This is a genomic window from Spirillospora sp. NPDC049024, from assembly GCF_040649235.1.
Classification (GTDB): domain Bacteria; phylum Actinomycetota; class Actinomycetes; order Streptosporangiales; family Streptosporangiaceae; genus Spirillospora.
On sequence record NZ_JBEZFD010000019.1, the window covers coordinates 66,835 to 84,340 of the forward strand.

At 72.3% G+C, this 17,506-nt stretch carries 20 protein-coding genes and 2 pseudogenes; 12 read left to right on the plus strand and 10 right to left on the minus strand.

The window, feature by feature from the left end; genetic code table 11:
- Nucleotides 1-175: 175 nt before the first annotated feature.
- Nucleotides 176-1,717, minus strand: coding sequence for an amino acid adenylation domain-containing protein (locus AB0C21_RS30390; RefSeq protein ID WP_500208811.1), 1,542 nt, complete (start codon nucleotides 1,715-1,717; stop codon nucleotides 176-178).
- Between the two features lie 237 nt (nucleotides 1,718-1,954).
- Here AB0C21_RS30390 and sbnA point away from each other — a divergent pair, with 237 nt between their 5' ends.
- Both sbnA and sbnB read left to right on the plus strand, forming a co-directional pair.
- The gene (gene sbnA, locus AB0C21_RS30395) at nucleotides 1,955-2,920 is read left to right on the plus strand and encodes a 2,3-diaminopropionate biosynthesis protein SbnA (RefSeq protein ID WP_500208813.1); all 966 of its coding nucleotides are present in this window, start codon (nucleotides 1,955-1,957) and stop codon (nucleotides 2,918-2,920) included.
- A 28-nt stretch (nucleotides 2,921-2,948) separates the two neighbouring features.
- Nucleotides 2,949-3,974 carry a 2,3-diaminopropionate biosynthesis protein SbnB gene (gene sbnB / locus AB0C21_RS30400; protein WP_500208814.1) on the plus strand — a complete coding sequence of 342 codons (1,026 nt, stop codon included), beginning with the start codon at nucleotides 2,949-2,951 and terminating at the stop codon, nucleotides 3,972-3,974.
- On the opposite strand, the pseudogene AB0C21_RS30405 reads toward sbnB, so the two are convergent.
- Nucleotides 3,965-4,282, minus strand: a pseudogene (locus AB0C21_RS30405) (MmyB family transcriptional regulator); the annotation flags it as partial. The gene sbnB and the pseudogene AB0C21_RS30405 sit on opposite strands and share 10 nt — an antisense overlap.
- Before the next feature lie 68 nt (nucleotides 4,283-4,350).
- Complete coding sequence (locus tag AB0C21_RS30410) at nucleotides 4,351-4,929, minus strand: Uma2 family endonuclease (protein ID WP_500208815.1); 579 nt, start codon at nucleotides 4,927-4,929, stop codon at nucleotides 4,351-4,353.
- Between the two features lie 134 nt (nucleotides 4,930-5,063).
- On the opposite strand from AB0C21_RS30410, the gene AB0C21_RS30415 reads away from it, so the two are divergent.
- The 3 genes and pseudogenes from AB0C21_RS30415 to AB0C21_RS30425 form a co-directional block, all read left to right on the plus strand.
- A complete protein-coding gene (locus AB0C21_RS30415) occupies nucleotides 5,064-5,696 on the plus strand; it encodes an SDR family oxidoreductase (RefSeq protein ID WP_500208984.1) in 633 nt (210 codons plus the stop codon).
- A 10-nt stretch (nucleotides 5,697-5,706) separates the two neighbouring features.
- Nucleotides 5,707-6,066, plus strand: a complete 360-nt coding sequence (locus AB0C21_RS30420; protein WP_500208817.1) for an SDR family NAD(P)-dependent oxidoreductase — start codon at nucleotides 5,707-5,709, stop codon at nucleotides 6,064-6,066.
- Nucleotides 6,063-6,242, plus strand: a pseudogene (locus AB0C21_RS30425) (SDR family oxidoreductase); the annotation flags it as partial. The gene AB0C21_RS30420 and the pseudogene AB0C21_RS30425, both read left to right, overlap by 4 nt.
- A 133-nt stretch (nucleotides 6,243-6,375) precedes the next feature.
- Here AB0C21_RS30425 and AB0C21_RS30430 read toward each other — a convergent pair.
- From AB0C21_RS30430 to AB0C21_RS30440, 3 genes are all read right to left on the minus strand, one after another.
- Nucleotides 6,376-7,290 carry an NADP-dependent oxidoreductase gene (locus tag AB0C21_RS30430; protein WP_500208818.1) on the minus strand — a complete coding sequence of 305 codons (915 nt, stop codon included), beginning with the start codon at nucleotides 7,288-7,290 and terminating at the stop codon, nucleotides 6,376-6,378.
- 96 nt (nucleotides 7,291-7,386) lie between these two features.
- A complete protein-coding gene (locus AB0C21_RS30435; protein ID WP_500208820.1) occupies nucleotides 7,387-7,977 on the minus strand; it encodes a Uma2 family endonuclease in 591 nt (196 codons plus the stop codon).
- 183 nt (nucleotides 7,978-8,160) lie between these two features.
- Nucleotides 8,161-8,745 (minus strand): Uma2 family endonuclease, encoded by a 585-nt coding sequence (locus AB0C21_RS30440; protein WP_500208821.1) that lies wholly within the window; start codon nucleotides 8,743-8,745, stop codon nucleotides 8,161-8,163.
- A 146-nt stretch (nucleotides 8,746-8,891) separates the two neighbouring features.
- Here AB0C21_RS30440 and AB0C21_RS30445 point away from each other — a divergent pair, with 146 nt between their 5' ends.
- Complete coding sequence (locus AB0C21_RS30445; protein WP_149263623.1) at nucleotides 8,892-9,134, plus strand: Rossmann-fold NAD(P)-binding domain-containing protein; 243 nt, start codon at nucleotides 8,892-8,894, stop codon at nucleotides 9,132-9,134.
- A 91-nt stretch (nucleotides 9,135-9,225) separates the two neighbouring features.
- A complete protein-coding gene (locus AB0C21_RS30450; protein WP_500208822.1) occupies nucleotides 9,226-10,323 on the plus strand; it encodes an acyl-CoA dehydrogenase family protein in 1,098 nt (365 codons plus the stop codon).
- Here the strand turns inward: AB0C21_RS30450 and AB0C21_RS30455 are convergent.
- Nucleotides 10,298-10,708 (minus strand): DUF2000 domain-containing protein, encoded by a 411-nt coding sequence (locus tag AB0C21_RS30455; protein ID WP_149263625.1) that lies wholly within the window; start codon nucleotides 10,706-10,708, stop codon nucleotides 10,298-10,300. The genes AB0C21_RS30450 and AB0C21_RS30455 overlap by 26 nt on opposite strands.
- 63 nt (nucleotides 10,709-10,771) lie before the next feature.
- Here AB0C21_RS30455 and AB0C21_RS30460 point away from each other — a divergent pair, with 63 nt between their 5' ends.
- The 3 genes from AB0C21_RS30460 (at nucleotide 10,772) to AB0C21_RS30470 (ending at nucleotide 13,480) form a co-directional block, all read left to right on the plus strand.
- Nucleotides 10,772-11,572 (plus strand): AraC family transcriptional regulator, encoded by an 801-nt coding sequence (locus tag AB0C21_RS30460; RefSeq protein WP_500208823.1) that lies wholly within the window; start codon nucleotides 10,772-10,774, stop codon nucleotides 11,570-11,572.
- 25 nt (nucleotides 11,573-11,597) lie between these two features.
- On the plus strand, nucleotides 11,598-12,596 hold the full coding sequence (locus AB0C21_RS30465) for an ADP-ribosylglycohydrolase family protein (protein ID WP_500208825.1): 999 nt from the start codon (nucleotides 11,598-11,600) through the stop codon (nucleotides 12,594-12,596).
- Nucleotides 12,597-12,682: 86 nt separating this feature from the next.
- Nucleotides 12,683-13,480: an alpha/beta fold hydrolase gene (locus tag AB0C21_RS30470; protein WP_500208826.1), complete on the plus strand. Its 798-nt coding sequence runs from the start codon at nucleotides 12,683-12,685 to the stop codon at nucleotides 13,478-13,480.
- On the opposite strand, the gene AB0C21_RS30475 is transcribed toward AB0C21_RS30470, so the two are convergent.
- Nucleotides 13,477-13,896, minus strand: a complete 420-nt coding sequence (locus tag AB0C21_RS30475; RefSeq protein WP_500208827.1) for a TIGR03668 family PPOX class F420-dependent oxidoreductase — start codon at nucleotides 13,894-13,896, stop codon at nucleotides 13,477-13,479. The two genes, AB0C21_RS30470 and AB0C21_RS30475, sit on opposite strands and share 4 nt — an antisense overlap.
- A 94-nt stretch (nucleotides 13,897-13,990) precedes the next feature.
- Here AB0C21_RS30475 and AB0C21_RS30480 point away from each other — a divergent pair, with 94 nt between their 5' ends.
- The gene (locus AB0C21_RS30480; RefSeq protein ID WP_500208828.1) at nucleotides 13,991-15,064 is read left to right on the plus strand and encodes a hypothetical protein; all 1,074 of its coding nucleotides are present in this window, start codon (nucleotides 13,991-13,993) and stop codon (nucleotides 15,062-15,064) included.
- On the opposite strand, the gene AB0C21_RS30485 is transcribed toward AB0C21_RS30480, so the two are convergent.
- Together AB0C21_RS30485 and AB0C21_RS30490 are read right to left on the minus strand one after the other, a co-directional pair.
- On the minus strand, nucleotides 15,021-15,824 hold the full coding sequence (locus AB0C21_RS30485) for an enoyl-CoA hydratase (RefSeq protein ID WP_500208829.1): 804 nt from the start codon (nucleotides 15,822-15,824) through the stop codon (nucleotides 15,021-15,023). The two genes, AB0C21_RS30480 and AB0C21_RS30485, sit on opposite strands and share 44 nt — an antisense overlap.
- Before the next feature lie 35 nt (nucleotides 15,825-15,859).
- The gene (locus AB0C21_RS30490; RefSeq protein WP_500208830.1) at nucleotides 15,860-16,504 is read right to left on the minus strand and encodes a class II aldolase/adducin family protein; all 645 of its coding nucleotides are present in this window, start codon (nucleotides 16,502-16,504) and stop codon (nucleotides 15,860-15,862) included.
- 71 nt (nucleotides 16,505-16,575) lie between these two features.
- Between AB0C21_RS30490 and AB0C21_RS30495 the strand changes: the two genes are divergently transcribed.
- Entirely contained in the window at nucleotides 16,576-17,493 is a 918-nt protein-coding gene (locus tag AB0C21_RS30495; protein WP_500208831.1) for a carbohydrate kinase family protein, read from the plus strand.
- Nucleotides 17,494-17,506 lie beyond the last annotated feature (13 nt).

Sequence of the window (17,506 nt, forward strand, 5' to 3'; positions counted from 1 at the left end):
CCGGTCACATGCCTCGCAATCCCCTCAAAAGCAGAAGTTGCGCCACCCCATTGCTAACAGGAGTGACAAAACCATCGGCTGTCAGGGCGACTGCGGCGGCCGGACGCTCGCGGGGCGACAAAGGTTGGCAACCGAATCCGGCCAATGCGATCACGCTCGGTGAACGGCGGTCGCGCTACCTGGCCGGGTACTCGTGCACCACCACCGCGGCGGCCCGCACCCCCGGGTGGCGCTGCAGCACCGCCTCGATCTCGCCCAGCTCCATCCGCACCCCGGCGATCTTGACCTGCCGGTCGACGCGCCCCAGGTACTGCAGGGTGGGGCGGTCCTCGCCGCCCGCGCCGGGCGGCAGCAGCCGCACCGCGTCGCCCGTCCGGTAGAGGCGCCCGGTCGGGGACGCGCCGAACGGGTCCCGGTAGAACGCCTCACGGGTCCGCTCGTCGTTGCCGAGGTAGCCGCGGCCGACCACCACGCCGCCGACGAACAGCTCTCCGGCCTCGCCGACGTCGCACGCCGACCAGGTGTCGCCTGTGCCGCCGTCCCCGTCCGGCCGCAGCACGTACAGGCGCGCGTTGACGACCGGGGTGCCGATCGGCAGGCGGAGAAGGTCCAGGTCACCGGCGGTCACGGTGTGGTGGGTGACGTCGTCGGAGCACTCGGTCGGGCCGTAGGCGTTCAGCAGCCGGGCGTGCGGCGCCGCCTCCAGCCAGCGGCGGGCCAGCTCGGCCGGCAGCTCCTCGCCGGTGGCGATCATCCAGCGCAGGCCCGCCAGCGGGCGCCGCCCCCCGGCCGCGGGCGAGCCCGCCAGGTCGTCCAGCAGGTGCCTGACCATGGTCGGGACGAGCTCGACGACCGTGATGCCCTGCGCGTCCACCGCGCGGGCGAACGCGACCGGGTCGTGGCCGGTCTCGTCGCCGACCACGTCCACCCGGCCGCCGATCAGCAGCGGGCAGAGCATCTGCCAGATCGAGATGTCGAAGCCCAGCGGGGCGGTGAACGCGACCACGTCCGCGCCGGTCAGCTCCAGGTCGATGATCTTCGCCCAGAGGTGGTTGAGCATGCCCTGGTGCTCGACGACCGCGCCCTTGGGCCGGCCCGTCGAACCCGAGGTGAACAGCACGTATCGCGGCTGGTCCGGCGCGCTCAGCCGCGGCTCGCCAGGCCAGGGGGCGAGGCCGTCCGCCCGGGACGCGGCGACGACGCGGCACCCCGCCTCGGCCGCCCCCTCCAGCAGCGCCGGCGCAACCTGTTCTGGCGTGTCCACAGTGACCAGCACAGAAGCGCCCGCCTGGTCGAGGACGTCGCGGACGCGGCCGGCGGGCCAGGTCTCGTCGGCCGGGACGTAGAGGGCCCCGACCAGCTCGATCGCGAGGAACGCGGCGATGACGCCCGCGCAGCGCCCGCCGCCCACGCCGACGACCTCGCCGGGGCGGACCCCCTCGTCCTCCAGCAGCGCGGCCAGGCGGCGCGCCTCGGCGGCCAGCTCGGCGTAGGAGAGCGAGCGGTGCTCGTCGGCGACGGCGGGGCGGTCGCGCTCGGCGGCGATCCGCTCCACCCGCGTGATGACCGGGTCGGCGAGGTCGACGTCCCGCTCGCGGAGCATCCCGAGCCGCGCGGCCAGCTCGCGGGCGCGCTCCGCCTGCGCGGCGGGCACGTCCAGCGCGGGCAGCCCGGCCAGGGGCAGCAGCCGGTCCACGGCGGGTCCGCGAGCACTCATCATTACTCTCCGTGTTGTAGAACTTCTCCGCTGTAACAGCGGAACAAAGCGGCCGCCATAGCCTAAGTCCGGCCCGGCAGAAGCACCACGCATTCTGCCCTACCGGCGGGTAATCAGGGGGTTGCGGCGGCAAGATGCCCGAAGGTACCGTGATGCTCCGCCATGGCTCTGGCGTGAAGCCCGCGGCGAACTTCGGGGGAAGACGAGGGAATTGCTTCTTCATTTCAGGGTGGCAGCGTGCCGATAATAACCTCGCCGCAGGAATTCAATGTCGACGACCTTTACGTCGATCTTCGGCATGTCATTGACCGCCCGCTCTACCTCAAATGCGAGGGCTTCAACTTCGCCGGTTCGGTGAAGCTCAAGGCGGCCGCGGCGATGGTGGAGGCGGCCGAGCGGGACGGCGCGCTGACCCCGGACTCGATCATCGTGGAGTCCTCCTCGGGCAACCTCGGGATCGCCCTCAGCCTGATCGCCGCGAGCCGCGGCCTGCGTTTCGTGTGCGTCACCGACCCGCGCTGCAACCCGGCGTCGATGCGGGTCATGCGGGCGCTCGGCGCGGAGGTCCGCGTCGTGTCCGACCGGGACGCCAACGGCGGCTACCTCGGCGGGCGCATCGCCTACGTCCGCAACCTGTGCGCGTCCGGCGACGAGTACGTGTGGCTGAACCAGTACGCCAACCGGAACAACTGGCTGGCGCACTACCGCGGCACCGCCCCGGCGATCGACCGCGAGTTCCCTGACCTGGAGGTTCTGTTCGTCGGCGCCGGGACGACCGGCACCCTGATGGGCTGCGCCCGCTACTTCCGCGAGCACGGCCGGCCCGTCACGATCGTGGCGGTGGACGCGGTCGGCTCGGTCACCTTCGGCGGCATCCCCGAGCGGCGGATGGTGCCGGGCCTCGGCACCAGCAGCAAGCCGGCGCTGGTGGACGAGTCGTTCATCGACGACGTCGTGCACGTCCCGGAGACCGACACGATCCGGACCGTGCACGCGCTCGCCTCGCGCGGGTTCCTCTTCGGCGGCTCCACCGGGACCGTCGTGTCGGGCGCCTCCCGATGGCTGGAGGCCAAGTACCCCGGCGAGGACCCCGTGGCGGTCGCCATCGCCCCCGACCTCGGCGAACGCTACCTCGATTCCATCTACGAGGACGACTGGTTGCGCGAGCACTTCGGCGACCCGGCCGCCATCCTCGGCGACTGATCATCTACAGAAAGACGGAGTTCTCCCCATGACGCAGGCCCCCACGTTCGCCGTCGTCTCCGGCGCCCAGGTCCACGAGGCGGTCGCCGGGCGCGAGGCGGAGGTCACCCGGATGGTCGAGGCGGCCTACCGGCTGCACGGCGAGGGCCTGACCGTCAACCCCGACTCCTACTTCCTGCGCTTCCCGGACCGCCCGTCCGACCGGATCATCGCCCTGCCCGCGTCCGTCAAGGGCGAGGTCGGGGTGCACGGCATCAAGTGGATCTCCAGCTTCCCCGGCAACGTCGCGAACGGCATCCCGCGCGCGTCGGCCGTGCTGGTCCTCAACGACGCGGAGACGGGCTACCCGTTCGCGTGCCTGGAGAGCTCCATCATCTCCGCGGCCCGCACCGCCGCGTCCGCCGCGCTGGCCGCCGCGGCCCTCGCCGACCGCCGCGGCGCCCGCCCCCGCCGGGTCGGCTTCGTCGGGGTCGGCCTCATCGCCCGCTACATCCACACCTACCTGGCGGGCAACGGCTTCACCTTCGACGAGCTCGGCGTCCACGACCTGTCGCGCGAGCACGCCGAGGGCTTCCAGGGCTACCTGGAGCGCACCGAGAAGGGCGAGATCACGATCCACGACTCGGCCGAGTCGCTGATCCGCTCGTCCGACCTGGTCGTCTTCGCGACCGTCGCCGGGGAGCCGCACGTCACCGACCCGGACTGGTTCGCGCACAACCCCCTGGTCCTGCACGTGTCGCTGCGCGACCTCTCCCCCGAGATCATCCTGGCGTCCTACAACGTCGTGGACGACGTCGAGCACTGCATGAAGGCCAACACGTCCCCGCACCTGGCCGAGCAGCGGGTCGGCGACCGCGACTTCGTCGCCGGGACCCTGTACGACGTCCTGACCGGGAAGACGGCCCCGCCCGCCGACAAGCCGGTGGTCTTCTCGCCGTTCGGCCTGGGCGTCCTGGACCTGGCCGTGGCGAAGTACGTCTACGACCAGGTCGCGTCGTCGGGCGCGCTGAACACCGTGCCGGACTTCTTCCACGAGATGAAGCGCTACGGCTGACGCCCGGTCGCGGCGAGCGACCCGAGGAGGGCGAGCGCCTCGGCGCTCTCCGACCCGGGCTCGGCGTGGTAGACGACGAGCTCCTGCCCCGGGCTCGACCGCACGTCGAACGTCTGCATGGTCAGCGTCAGCGGCCCGACGTGCCGGTGCCCGAAGCGCTTGCGCTCCAGCGCCTTCCCGCGCGCGTCGTGCCGCCCCCACAACTCGGCGAACTCGGGGCTGCTCTCCAGCAGTTCGGCGAGCACCTGCCGCACGCGGGGGTCGCCCGGCGCCGCCCCGTGCCCGAGCCGGAAGCCGATCACCGCCTCGTTTGTCGCCGCGTGCGCTGGTGGAGCCGCTCACCAACTCGCGCTTCGGTGCCTGCGCGGAACCCGTATCAGGCGAAGTCGGTGGTATCCAGGTCGAACCCGAAGGGTTCCGGAAGCGACAAGCTCTTCCCGAAGGCCGCCTGGTCGGTGCGCGCGTAGTCCTTGCCGTCCGGCAGGCTGAACAGCGTCACCCGCTTCTCATCACGGTCGACCAGCAGGTAGAGCGGGATCTCCGCGCGCGCGTACCCGTACCGCTTGGCCTCTCTGTCGACTCCCGGCCTGGATGACGTCACCTCGATCACCATGGCGATACCGTCCGGCTCCGACCATGAATCATCGTTGTCGTAGACATCGAGATCGAGACGCGCGAACGCACCGTCGGGGATCACATAGCTCGGGAGACCGCCGTCGCCGGGCAGAACCAGACCCATGTTGCCGGAGAAGTCGAACGGGGTCGTACTCCGCAGCGTGACCTGGCGGTTGATCCTGGCGACGATCCGCTCATGCCTGCTACCAGGTGGTGGTGACATGACGATCTCTCCGTCGATCAATTCGGCGCGCAGACCCTCGGGAGTGTCGAGGGCGAGGAATCTGTCGAGGAGGCCGCTGTCGCCCTGAGTCGGTGATTCATCAACCATGACAGTCATGCTCTGCTCCCTACCTCGTACATGAGCCTACAAGCAGAGCGTCACCTTTCGCATGCGGATCGTGTTTACCGAGCCTTGCGCATCCAGCGTATGGCCACGGCGATGAATCAATCAAAGATCGGTCCGCCCCGCCTATCGCGTCGTCGGGGGCGCGGCGGGCCGACCGCCTGGAGGCGCTGGCCGACCGCTGCGGCGGCGGCCTGGACCCCGTCCGGCTGGACGTGACCGACCGCGCGGACGTCGAGGCGTTCGTCCGGCAGGCCCGGGACCGGCACGGGCGCGTGGACGCCCTGGTCGGCAACGCCGGGGTCATGCCGCTGTCGCGCCTGGACTCCCTGCTCGTGGACGAGTGGAACCGCATGATCGACGTGAACGTCCGCGGGCTGCTGCACGGGATCGCGGCGGCCCTGCCCGTCTTCGCCGCGCAGGGCGGCGGGCACTTCGTCACGATCGCGAGCGTCGGCGCGCACGAGGTCGTCCCCACGGGCGCCGTCTACTCGGGCACCAAGTACGCCGCGTGGGCCATCACCGAGGGCCTGCGCCAGGAGTGCGACCCCTCGATCCGCGTCACGACCGTCTCCCCCGGCGTGGTCACGTCCGAACTCGCCGACTCCATCACCGACCCGGGCGCCGCCGAGGCCATGCGCGCCTTCCGGGCGAACGCCATCGCCCCGGACGCCGTCGCGCAGGCCGTCTCCTACGCCCTCTCCCAACCGGCCGACGTCGACGTCAACGAGATCGTCGTCCGCCCGGCCCGCCAACGATAAGGAACACACCGTGCAGAAGCTCCCGTCCACCTGGGACCTCACCGGCCGAGTCGCCGTCGTCACCGGCGCCGCTCGCGGCATCGGCCGCGCGACCGCCCTCCTGCTCCGCGACCGCGGCGCCCGCCTCGTCGTCACCGACCGCTCCGAGGCCGTCGAGGACCTGGCCGCGCCCGGCGAGGTGGAGGCGCTCGTCGGCGACGTCGCCGACGAGGACCTCGCCCGCTCGACCATGCGGCTGGCCCTGGACCGCTTCGGGCGCCTGGACGTCCTGGTCAACAACGCGGGCCGCACCCTCAACAAGCCCGTCACCGAGACCACCGTCGGACGCAGACGGCCTACGCCGCCTCCAAGGGCGCCCTGGCCCAGATGACCCGCGTCCTCGCCATCGAGGGCGGCCCCAAGAACATCCGCTCCGACGCCGTCCTGCCCGGCGTCATCGACACCGACATCATGGAGGGCGTGGTCGACAACGGCCGCGAGATGCTCGCCTCCTTCGGCCCGGCCCACCCCATCGGCCGCATCGGCCGCCCCGAGGAGGTCGCCGAGACCGTCGCCTTCCTCGCGTCCGACGCCTCCAGCTTCATCACCGGCGCCCTCATCGCCGTGGAACGGAGGCTGGACCGCCCAGTAGCAGCGGCGGGGCCCGCGCCGGGAAGCGGCGGGGGGCTCCTCGCCGGGCTCAGATCTCCAGTACGACCTTGCCCGGGATGCCGTTCCGCTTGGCCTGGAACGCCTCACGCGTCCGGGCCAGGGGGTAGACGGCGCCGACGTGGTTGCGCAGACCTCCCGATTCGGCCCGCTTCGCCAGTTCGGTGAGCTGCTCGCGGTTCGGCTCGACGATGAAGAAGACGGCGCGCCCGCCCTCCGGCTCGACCGGGGGCGGCGCGGTGATCGAGACCAGCGCGCCGCCCGGCTTCACCCTGCCCGCCGACCGGGCGAGGAGGTCCCCGCCGATCGTGTCGAAGACCAGGTCGACCGGCTCGACGGCGTCCTCGAAGCGCTGCCGTTCCAGGTCGACGAACTCGTGGGCGCCCATCTCGATCGCGAGATCGGCCGCGCGGCCGCGTCCCGTGGCGATGACGTGCGCTCCCGCCTGCCGGGCCAGCTGGACGGCCAGGGCCCCGGTGCCGCCCCCGCCACCGTGGACGACCACCGTCTGACCCGGTTCCAGGCCGCCGTGGACGAAGAGCCCCTGCCAGCAGGTCAGCCCGGACAGCGGCAGCGCCGCGGCCTCGGTGTAGGTCAGCGACTCGGGCATGAGGGCGAGGTTGCGCGCCTCGACCGCGACGTACTCGGCCGCCGCGCCGTCGCGGTGCCAGTCGGCCAGACCGAAGACGCGGTCGCCCACGGCCAGCCCGGCGGTGCCGTAGCGGACCTCGGTGACCACTCCGGCGACGTCGTGCGCGGGGATGGACGGCGTCCGGTCGCGCCCGGCCCGGTCGACCCACGTGCCGGGCCAGTCCAACTCGTCCGGGACGAACCCGGCGGCGTGCACCCGAACCACGACATCGCCCGTGGCCGGACTCGGCATCGGCGCGTCCTCGAACACGAGCCCGTCACTACCACCGGGCTTGTGGATGCGTACAGCTTTCATGCGCGTCCCCTCTACCTTCTCGCTTTCCCCAGGGAGACGACGCACCACCAGACCTTGTGACAGCCGGACGCGCCGATGCGGAGCCGCACCGCGACCTCAGCCGAACGCGGAGGTGTCCAGATCGATGTCGAACGGCTCCGGCAGCGGCAGCGGCTTACCGAACTGCACCTGATCGATGTGCGCGTAGTCCCCGCCGTCCGGTCCGCTGAACAGGAGTACTTTCCGCTCGTCCCGGTCGATCAGCAGGTAGAGCGGGATGCCGGCCCTCGCGTACCCGTACCGTTTGCCACTCCGGTCGTTCTCCGGCCTGGAGGACGTCACCTCCACCACCATGGCGATGCCCTCGGGCTCGACCCGCATCCACTCCGGAGCTCCCCGGAAGAGACGCAGTTCGGCGGGAGCGATGACCATGTCCGGGATCACACGGTTCTCCCGGTGCTCGTCATCGCCCGGGATGACCAGGCCCTTCTGGCCCGCCCAGTGGAACCTGCGCGGCGTGTCGCGCACGATCTGCAGTGACAACTCAGCGATCCAGTCCTCGTGGTCGCCAAGGGGGGGTGGGGACACGACGATCTCTTCGTCGATCAGCTCGGCTCGGAAGCCCTCCGGGGTGTCGAGGGCGAGGAAACCTTCCAGGACGACGTCAGCGTCGTCGTGCGACAGAGGCTCTTGAACCATCACAGTCATGCCCTGCTCCTTTCCTCGCGAACGAGCCTATAAGCAGAGCGCCACCTTTCACATACAGATCGTAGTCATCGGCTCTACAACCCAGCGTACGGCGCTGTGCCTCGCGACGGCAGGCAGAAGGCCACGGTGCCGCAACGGACCTCGGGGTCGCACCGTGCGGAACCGACGTTGCGCCGGGCCGGCTCAGACGAGCTGCGAGGTGTCCAGGTCGATGTCGAACGGCTTCGGTATCGAGAGGACGTCTCCGAACGGAACCCACGCGACGCGGTGGTAGTCACCGTCTGCCGGGGCGGCGAACAGGGTCGCCGTCTCTTTCTCGCGATCCACCAGCAAGTAGAGCGGGATCTCCGCACGCGCATAGCCGTGGCGCTTGTCCACCCGGTCTCGTTCTGCCCGGGAGGACGTCACCTCCACGACCATGGCGATCCCATCTGCGGGGATCCAGGAATCGTCGTTGTCGAAGATGCCCAACCCGGCCGGGGCGAAGGTGGCGTCCGGGATCATGCGCTCGCTTCGGCCCGGGGTGGCCGAGGGTACGTAGAGCCCCTTGTTCGGGAGGTACTCGAAGTCGGTGGAGCTCTTCTGCGCGATCTGCCAGACGATCCGCCCGATGTTCTTCTCGTGGCGGCTACCGGGGGGTGGGGTCACGACGATCTCTCCGTCGATCAGCTCAGCTCGGAAGCCCTCAGGGGTGTCGAGGGCGAGGAAGCTTTCGAGGAGAACGTCGTGGTCTCCGGGCGACAGAGGCTCATGAGCCATCACAGACATGCCCTGCTCCTTTCCTCGCGAGCGAGTCTATGAGCAGAGCGCCACCTTCCGCATACAGATCGTAGTCGTGCCCCTACAGATCCAGCGTACGGCGCTGCACCCGGGCGGGACAGGTAGAAGCCGGCGCGAGTGGGCACGGTGGGTCTATGGATGAGCGAGATGTTCCGCGTGGGGACGTGCAGGAGCTGTCGGACTTCGAGCTGGCCGTGTACGAGACCGTGGCGGAGATCGACAAGGAGGGCGGCGCGGCCGACTTCGAGACGATCGGCGCGCTCGTCGACGCGCCCGAGGAGGACCTGTGGGCCGCGCTCGGGCACCTCGTGTCGATCAACCACCTGCACTCGACGAGCAAGGGGTACGTACTCGGGCCGCACGACTGGGCGCCCTGAGCGTCCCGGTGGCCGGGAAGGCCTGGAGGCGGGCGCCGGGCGTACGGCACGATGACCGGGCAGGCCTGGGACACGTGTGAGAGGACGCCCGATGAAGCTCGTCGTCACCGAGGAGCAGCGCGAGCTGCGGGACGCGCTGCGGCGCTTCTTCGCCGACCGGTCCCCCGGCGCCGAGGTGCGGCGGCTGATGGAGACGGCCGAGGGCTACGACCCGAAGGTGTGGCGGCAGATGGCCGAGCAGCTCGGGCTCCAGGGCCTGGCGATCGCCGAGGAGCACGGCGGGGCGGGTTTCGGGGTGCGCGAGCTGGCCGTCGTGTTCGAGGAGATGGGGCGGGCCGTGGTGTGCGCGCCCTTCCTCGCGGCGATCACGGCCGCGGCGGCGCTGGAGGCCGGGGAGGGCGGGCACGACCTGCTGCCCGGCATCGCCGACGGGTCGGTGATCGCGACGCTCGCGGTGGCCGAGGACGGCGGGTCCTGGGATCCGGGTTCCGTGCGGGCGGTCTTCGAGGGCGGGGTGCTCCGGGGAACCAAGAACTACGTGCTGGACGGGCACATCGCCGATCTCGTCCTCGTGGCGGCCCGGGGTGAGGACGGGGTCGGGGTCTACGCCGTCGAGGACGCGGCGCGGCTCGTCCGGCGTGCCCTCCCGACGCTCGACCAGACGCGGAAGCTCGCGCGGATCGAGCTGGACGGCGTTCCGGCGCGCCGGGTCGGCGGGCCGGAGGCGCTGGCGCGGGCCCTCGACGTCGCGGCCGTGGCGCTGGCGGCCGAGCAGCTCGGCGGGGCGCAGCGGACCCTGGACATGACGGTCGAGTACGCGAAGGTGCGCAACCAGTTCGGGCGTCCGATCGGATCGTTCCAGGCGATCAAGCACCGGTGCGCGGACATGTTCGTGCTCGTCGAGTCGGCGCGGTCGGCGGTGCTGAACGCGGCGGCCGCCGCCGACGAGAGCCCGGAGGAGCTGCCGGCCGCGGCCGCGCTGGCCCAGGCGTACTGCTCGGAGGCCTTCTTCCACACGGCGGGCGAGGCGATCCAGCTGCACGGCGGCATCGGGTTCACGTGGGAGCACGACGCGCACCTTTACTTCAAGCGGGCCCAGTCGTCGCGGGAGCTCTTCGGGTCGCCCGACCGGCACCGCGAGCGCCTGGCCGCGCTGGCCGGGCTCACGGGTGCAGCCGCAACCCCTTGAGGACCTTGTCCACGCCGTTGCGGGGGCCGTGGACGGCGAACCCGACGAGGGGCATCTCCTCGGCGGTGACGGCCCGGACGGTCGCGCGGTTCGCCTCGTCGTGGCCCGTCTTGAACATGTCCTCGATGTAGACGGCGGTGTCCATGCCGCGGGCGAGGGCGCGGGCGTGCGCCTGCGCGATCGCCTCGGCGCCGGCCTCGTAGACCAGGACGGGCTGCCTGAACATCGCCAGGTAGGTGTTGCCCGACGCGTCCTCGTACGGCTCGCCGATGACGCCGGGGACGCCGCCCGCGACCGCGCTGGCGAGGAACGCGGTGACGTTGAGGCGCTGCCAGGCGGCGAGGTCGTCCCGGACCACGATCCCGATCTTGGTGTCGAAACGCATGCGGCCGATCCTTCCCCTGGCCGGGGCGCGCCGTCTTGAACGCTCGTGCGCCAGACTGGAGGCGTGGACTGGAGCAGGTACTGGCGGTCGCCCGACCGTCCCCTGGAGGCGATGCACGCCCACTTCGAGCGGCACGTCTACCACCGGCACAGCCACGAGACGTACTCGTTCGGCGTCACCGAGGACGGCCGTCAGGCGTTCCGGTGCCGGGGCGGGGCGCACACGAGCGCGGCCGGGATGGTCCTCGCGTTCAACCCCGACGACCCGCACGACGGCCACCCCGCCGACGAGCTCGGCTTCACGTACCGGATCGTCCACATCGGGGCGGGTCTGATCTCGGACGTGCTCGCCGACATCGCGGACCGGCCGGTCGGGCTGCCGCTGTTCGACGCGCCCGTGGTGCCGGACCCCGGCCTGGCGAGGACCCTGCGCGCGCTGCACGCGGCGCTGCTCGGCGGCGCGCCCGCCCTGCGGCGCGACGAGCTGCTGACCGCGACCGTCGGGACGCTGGTCGACCGGGCCGCCACGCGGCGGGTGCGCGCGTCGCCGGCCGGCGGCTTCGTCGAGCGGGCCCGGCGGCGGCTCGAGGAGTCCTGCACCGACGACATCGGCGCCGACGCGCTGGCGGAGGCGGCGGGGTGCAGCCGGTTCGCGCTGTACCGGGGGTTCCGGCGGGAGTACGGCATGGCGCCGAGCGACTACCAGCGCCAGCTGCGCCTGCGCGCCGCGCGCCGCCTGCTCGCCCGGGGCGAGGCCATCGGGGACGTGGCGGCCCGCACCGGCTTCGCCGACCAGAGCCATCTGACGCGCTGGTTCGTCCGCTGCTACGGCATGACGCCCGGACGCTTCCAGTCGGCCGTTTGAGGGCGTCTGGGGAAGAATGCCCGCCATGAGACGGGCGAGCGGTGCGATGTTCGGGCTGGCGTACGGGGACTCCCTGGGGGCGCCGACCGAGTTCCTCGACATGAAGCAGATCCACAGGCGTTTCGGCGACCACGGGCCCACGCAGCTCAACGGCGATCCCGCGCTCGTCACCGACGACACGCAGATGGCGATCGCGGTCGGCCTCGCCATGCTGGACGCCCTGGCCAACCCACCGTTCACCCCCGACCTGATCACGCCCATGTGGCGGCGGCGCTTCGTCGACTGGCTGAACAGCCCCGACAACAACCGCGCGCCGGGGAACACCTGCCTCATCGCGTGCCGGAGCCTGGCGGCCGGAAAGCCCTGGGTGGAGGCCACCGTGACCGGTTCCAAGGGGTGCGGCGCCAACATGCGCGTCGCACCGGTCGGCCTGGCCCCGGGCTTGTCGGACGAGACGCGGGCCGGGGCGTCCCAGCTCCAGGCCGCGCTCACCCACGGCCACCCCACCGGGCTCGCCGCGAGCGAGCTGACCGCGTTCGCCGTCCGGTGGCTGGCCGACGGGATGGCGCCGTCCGACCTGCCCGGCGCGCTCCGGGCCCGCTGCCACGACCAGCGCACCGTCTACCACGAGCGCTGGCTCGGCACGCTCTGGCAGCGGCCCGGCGTGGAAACTCCGGAGGCGTTCATCGCCCGGGGCTGGGACGAGTGCCTGGACGTCCTCGACCGCCTGGACGAGGCCGTCGCGCGCGCGGACCGGGCGTCCGACCCCTGCGAGACCACCGGCGCGGGCTGGGTCGCCGAGGAGGCGCTCGCCACCGGCCTGCTGTGCTTCCTGCTGTTCCCGGACGAGCCGGTCGAGGCGATCTGGCGCGGCGCCGCGAGCTCGGGCGACTCCGACTCGATCGCCTGCCTGGCCGGCGCGTTCGCGGGCGCCCACCTAGGAATGGACGCCTGGCCGGGCGAGTGGTCCGCCCGCATCGAGTACGCCGCCGACCTCGCGAGGCTCGGCGAGGCCTGGGAGTGAACCCGCGAGAGCACCGCTCTTGACTCTCGCCCACCCTGAAGCTAATCTCATTAGCTATAGAGCTACAGAGCTTCAAGGAGTGCGCGATGAGCGAGACCCGGTTCCTCGACCTTCCCGGCGGGCGGCTGGCCTACGACGACGACGGCGACGGCCCGCTGGTCGTCTGCCTGCCCCCGATGCTCGAACTGCGGTCGCAGTACCGGTTCCTGAAGCCGCTGCTGCTGAAGGCCGGGTACCGGGTCGTGACCGTCGACCAGCGCGGGATGGGCGAGACCAGCGCGCGGTGGCCCGAGTACGGGAGCACGCCCCTGGCCCACGACCTGCTGGCCCTGCTGCGCCACCTGGACGCCGGCCCGGCCCTCGTCTACGGGTGCTCGAACGGCGCGGCCGCCGCGGTGTGGGTCGCGGCCGAGGCGCCCGAGCTGGTGAAGGGCCTCGTGCTGGCGGCGCCGTTCGTCCGCGACGGCAAGGGCGGGTTCGCGCAGAAGCTGACCACCGCCCTGATGCGGGTCCCCGGCCTGGCCCTGCCGCTCTACATGGCCTACTACCCGAAGTGGGAGCCGAAGCCGCCCGCCGACTTCGCCGAGCACAAGGCGAAGCTGAAGGCCAACCTCAAGGAGCCCGGCCGCGACAAGGTCATCGCCGAGTACCTGAGCATGTCGCACGCCGAGTCGGAGGCGCGGCTCGACCGGGTGCAGGCGCCCACGCTCGTCATCATGGGCACGGGCGACATCGACTGGCCCGACCCCGCCGCCGAGGCCGAGTGGGTCGCCCAGAGGCTCAACGGGCAGGTCGTCCTGCTGGACGGCGGCGGCCACCACCCGCACGTGGAGTTCCCCGACGAGGTCGCCACCGCCGTCACCACCTTCCAGCGCTCCCTCTAGGACGCGGACCAGCCTGTCCAGGCTTCGATGGTGATGGCTATGAGCGGGCCCTCCGGCGGGTGGTCGCGGTACTGGGGGTAGCGGTCCGCCAGGAGTCGGACGGGGTCGGCCATGCGGGCGGGGTCGTCGACGACCGTCGCGTGGCCGTCGACGCGGACCCACCAGAGGCGGTCCCAGTCGTCCTCGTAGTGGTCGGCCAGGAGCGCGACGCGCGGGTTGGCGCGGATGTTGGCGAGCCGCCGCAGCTCCCGGGTGGTCTTGGGCTTGTGGTCGACGGCCGTGTAGACGGCGCCGCGGTGGACGGCGAACGTCACGGGGACGAGATGCGGGCGGGCGTCCTCCCCCACGGTCGCGAGGCGCGCGACCGGCACGGTCGTCAGCAGGCGGCGCGCCTCGTCCGGCGCAAGCTTCGGCACCCCCTCACCATGCCACGCAGCTCCCCCGCGCGGGGCAGGGCATTCGCCCTTGGGCGGGAGGTGCCGCGACCGGAAGCGCCGAGAGGCTCGTCCCATGGAATCGGTCGGGAGGCCGCGGCCGCGCTGGGCGGGGTACGCGGCCGGAGCATGGTCGGTGGTCGCGGTAGGGGTGGCCCTGTACTGGGCGGGCGGCGGGGATGCCGGGGCCCCGCCGGCGGGCACGAGAGCGGCGGCGTGGGTGATCGCCGCCTTCCTCGGCGTCGGCGGGATCATGGCGGTGTCGAGCGTCCGCGAGGTGGGGCGGCAGATGCCGCGCTGGTGGCCCCTCACCGGGCTCTGGGCGGCGTGCGTGCTGGCGGGGGCCGGAACGTTCGGCTTCGTGATGAACGCGCTGCAACTCGTCTTCGACGGGACGGTCGACGACTGGCCGAGGTTCGGCGTCGAGGTCCTGTGCGCGGTGGGCGCGGCCCTGCTCGCGGGGACGGCCCTGGCCTACCAGCGCGCCACCGCGGGGGCGTGCGCGCGATGCGGCCGGGCGCACGCCGAGGCGGGGACGGTCAAGGTCCCGGCGCCCGTGTCCACCGCGCCGCGCGCGGTGCGGTGGGCCGCCTATGCCGGGGCGCTCGCGTTCGCGCCCTACGTCGCCATGAAGACGACGTGGGCGTTCGGCGGCTCGTTCGCGGGGATCGAGGGCGAGCGGGTCGTCGCCGAGTTCGAGCGCAACGGCGCGTCCGGCCTGGTCCTCACGCTGGAGAGGTACGGGCTGGACTTCACCACCCTGGCCGCGCTCGCCGGCGTCTTCCTGCTGATGGGGCTCACGCATCAGTGGGGGCAGGTCTTCCCGCGATGGGCGCCGCCGCTGGCCGGGCGCCGGGTGCCGCGCTGGCTGCCGCTCGCGCCGGCCTGGCTCGGCGCCCTGACGCTCGGCCCCTACGGGGTCGTCGGGTCCGTCGCCTATCTGCTGCCGCCCGTCCTGGGGTTGGGCGGTCTCCCCCATGACGGGCTCATCAGCGGATGGTCGGGCTGGACGGTCGCGGCGTGCGGGATCGGCGCGTTCGCCGCCTACGGCGTGGCGCTGGGCGCCGCGGCGTGGTCGTACCAGCGGCGGACCCTGCCGGTGTGCGTCAGTCCTGGAAGTCCGGGGGGCGGTTCTCGCGGCGGGCCTTGATGGCTTCTTCGAAGTTGTGGGTGGTGAGGCGGACGTAGAGCTGGGCGAGGCCCTCCTGGCCCATGTGGGCGTCCAGGCTCGCGGCGTCCAGGCTCGACCACAGCATGCGCTTCGTCAGCTCGGTGCCGGGGCGGCTGAACCCGGCGATGCGCTCGGCCAGCTCGTAGCAGGCGTCGAGGAGCTTGTCGCCGGGGACGACGCGGGAGAGCAGGCCGATCCGCTCGGCCTCGGCGGCGTCCACGTCGCGGCCGGACAGCATCAGCTCGAACGCGCGGGAGGCGCCGATCGCGCGCGGCAGCAGGTAGCTGAGGCCGAGCTCGCTGGCGGTCAGCCCGTTGTTGATGCCGGCCGCGCGGAACAGGGCCGTCTCGGCACCGAGCCTGATGTCGGCGGCGAGGGACAGGCACAGGCCGCCGCCGATCGCCGGGCCGTTGACCGCCGCGATGACCGGCTGGTGGACGCGCCGCATCGCCCGCACCACGTCGTCCAGCAGCTCCATCGAGCGCAGCGCGATCGTCGGGAGCGTCAGCCCGTCGATGCCGGGGATGCCCCCCGGGTTCTCCAGGTCGGCCCCGGAGCAGAACCCCCGCCCGGCGCCGGTGATGACGACGACGCGGGTGCCGTTGTCGCGGCTGACCTCCTCCAGGGCCTCCCGGAAGGGGACCATCACGTCGAACGCCATCGCGTTCATGCGCTCGGGCCGGTTGAGGGTGATGAGGGTGACGTTCGGGCGCGGCTTGTCGACCAGGACGAAGGGCAAGGCGGGCCTCCCAGAGTGACCTAACAAGCGTTAGGTTACACGCGGGGGAACTCGGGCGGCGCGAGGCCCCGCTCGACCACCTTCGCCAGATCCTCGTCCGTGAGGATGCGCGGCTCGCCGATCATCTTGGCGCGGACGTAGACGCCGCAGAGCCATTCCAGGAGGCGGGCGTTCTCGTACGCCTCCTCCAGGTCGCGGCCTATGGTGACGCCACCGTGGTTGGCCATCAGCGCGGCGCGCTTGCCGCCCGCCATGGCCTCGCGGACGTTCTCGGCGAGCTCGGGCGTCCCGTAGGTGGCGTACTCGGCGACCTTCACCACGCCGCCGAGCAGAAGCGTGTTGTAGTGGATCGGCGGCAGTTCGGACATGGTCGTGGCCACCACGGCGCCGTAGGTGGAGTGCGTGTGCACGATGGCGGCGGCCGGGGTCGCCTCGTACAGCGCGAGGTGCATGGGCGTCTCGGACGACGGCGCCCTGTCGCCGTCGACCCACTGCCCCGCGGTGTTCACGACGGGGCAGTCGGCGGGCTCCATCCGGTCGAGCATCATCCCGCCCGGCGTGACCGCGACCAGATCGCCCGACCGGACGCTGACGTTGCCCGACGCGCCCGTCACCAGCCCGGTCGCGGCCAGCCTGCGGCCGACCTCGCACAGCGCGTCCCGCTCGTCCCTCAGCAACATGCGAATACCTCTCACATTTCATGGCCTGCACCGCGTACGCTACGGCCCGGACGATCACTAAGGGGCCGGCCATGACCGTTGTCACTCTCGGCGCGCACATCCTGGACGTGCTCGCCCGCCCGGTGGAGGGCATCCCGGACGGGCAGGACACCGTCGTCGTCGAGCAGATCCGGGTGACCGCGGCGGGCGCCGCCGCCGGTACCGCCGTCGCCCTCGCCCGGCTCGGCAACCGGGTCGTCTCGGTCGGCGCGATCGGCGACGACGACCTCGGCGACCTGCTGGTGCGGATCATGGCGCGCGAGGGCGTGGACGTGCGCGGGCTCGTCCGGCGGACGGCCGACCAGACCAGCGCGTCCATCCTGCCGATCCGGCCGGACGGCGGGCGGCCGAGCTTCCACGTCCCCGGCGCGAACCTCACCCTCACCGCGGGCGCGGTGGGGCCGGGCCTGCTCGGCGCGGCGAGCGCGGTGCACCTCGGCGGCCCCGACGTCACGTTCGGGCTCAACGACCCCGAGTTCTTCAAGGGGCTCGACACCGCACGCGAGGCCGGCGCCGTCGTCACGATGGACCTGCTGTCCAACATGCCCGACCTGCTGACCGGCGCCGCCGCGTTCCTCCCCCACGTCGACCACTTCCTGCCCAACGGGGAGCAGGCCGCCCTGATGACCGGCGAGGACGACCCCGAGCGGGCCGCCGCCGCGCTGCTCGCGCGCGGGCCGAGCACGGTCGTCGTGACGCTCGGCGGGGACGGCAGCCTCGTCGCCACCGCCGAGGGCGCGCACCGGCTGCCGGCCCTGCCCGTCGAGGTCGTCGACACGACCGGCTGCGGCGACGCGTACTGCGCCGGGTTCATCACCGGCCTCGCCCACGGCAAGGACGTCCTGGAGGCCGCGCGCTGGGGCACCGCCGCGGCGGCCACCGTCGCCCAGGGGCTCGGCTCCGACGCCTGCCTCACCGACCTGGACGCGGTCCTCGCCCTGCTGGGGTGACGCCGGCGAAGAG

Excerpts from the sequence above, each read along its gene's own strand:
- AB0C21_RS30390 (WP_500208811.1), bottom strand. The coding sequence starts at position 1,717 with ATGAGTGCTCGCGGACCCGCCGTGGACCGGCTGCTGCCCCTGGCCGGG.
- sbnB (WP_500208814.1), top strand. The coding sequence starts at position 2,949 with ATGACGCAGGCCCCCACGTTCGCCGTCGTCTCCGGCGCCCAGGTCCAC.
- AB0C21_RS30410 (WP_500208815.1), bottom strand. The coding sequence starts at position 4,929 with ATGACTGTCATGGTTGATGAATCACCGACTCAGGGCGACAGCGGCCTC.
- AB0C21_RS30430 (WP_500208818.1), bottom strand. The coding sequence starts at position 7,290 with ATGAAAGCTGTACGCATCCACAAGCCCGGTGGTAGTGACGGGCTCGTG.
- AB0C21_RS30435 (WP_500208820.1), bottom strand. The coding sequence starts at position 7,977 with ATGACTGTGATGGTTCAAGAGCCTCTGTCGCACGACGACGCTGACGTC.
- AB0C21_RS30440 (WP_500208821.1), bottom strand. The coding sequence starts at position 8,745 with ATGTCTGTGATGGCTCATGAGCCTCTGTCGCCCGGAGACCACGACGTT.
- AB0C21_RS30445 (WP_149263623.1), top strand. The coding sequence starts at position 8,892 with ATGGATGAGCGAGATGTTCCGCGTGGGGACGTGCAGGAGCTGTCGGAC.
- AB0C21_RS30450 (WP_500208822.1), top strand. The coding sequence starts at position 9,226 with ATGAAGCTCGTCGTCACCGAGGAGCAGCGCGAGCTGCGGGACGCGCTG.
- AB0C21_RS30455 (WP_149263625.1), bottom strand. The coding sequence starts at position 10,708 with ATGCGTTTCGACACCAAGATCGGGATCGTGGTCCGGGACGACCTCGCC.
- AB0C21_RS30465 (WP_500208825.1), top strand. The coding sequence starts at position 11,598 with ATGAGACGGGCGAGCGGTGCGATGTTCGGGCTGGCGTACGGGGACTCC.
- AB0C21_RS30470 (WP_500208826.1), top strand. The coding sequence starts at position 12,683 with ATGAGCGAGACCCGGTTCCTCGACCTTCCCGGCGGGCGGCTGGCCTAC.
- AB0C21_RS30480 (WP_500208828.1), top strand. The coding sequence starts at position 13,991 with ATGGAATCGGTCGGGAGGCCGCGGCCGCGCTGGGCGGGGTACGCGGCC.
- AB0C21_RS30490 (WP_500208830.1), bottom strand. The coding sequence starts at position 16,504 with ATGTTGCTGAGGGACGAGCGGGACGCGCTGTGCGAGGTCGGCCGCAGG.
- AB0C21_RS30495 (WP_500208831.1), top strand. The coding sequence starts at position 16,576 with ATGACCGTTGTCACTCTCGGCGCGCACATCCTGGACGTGCTCGCCCGC.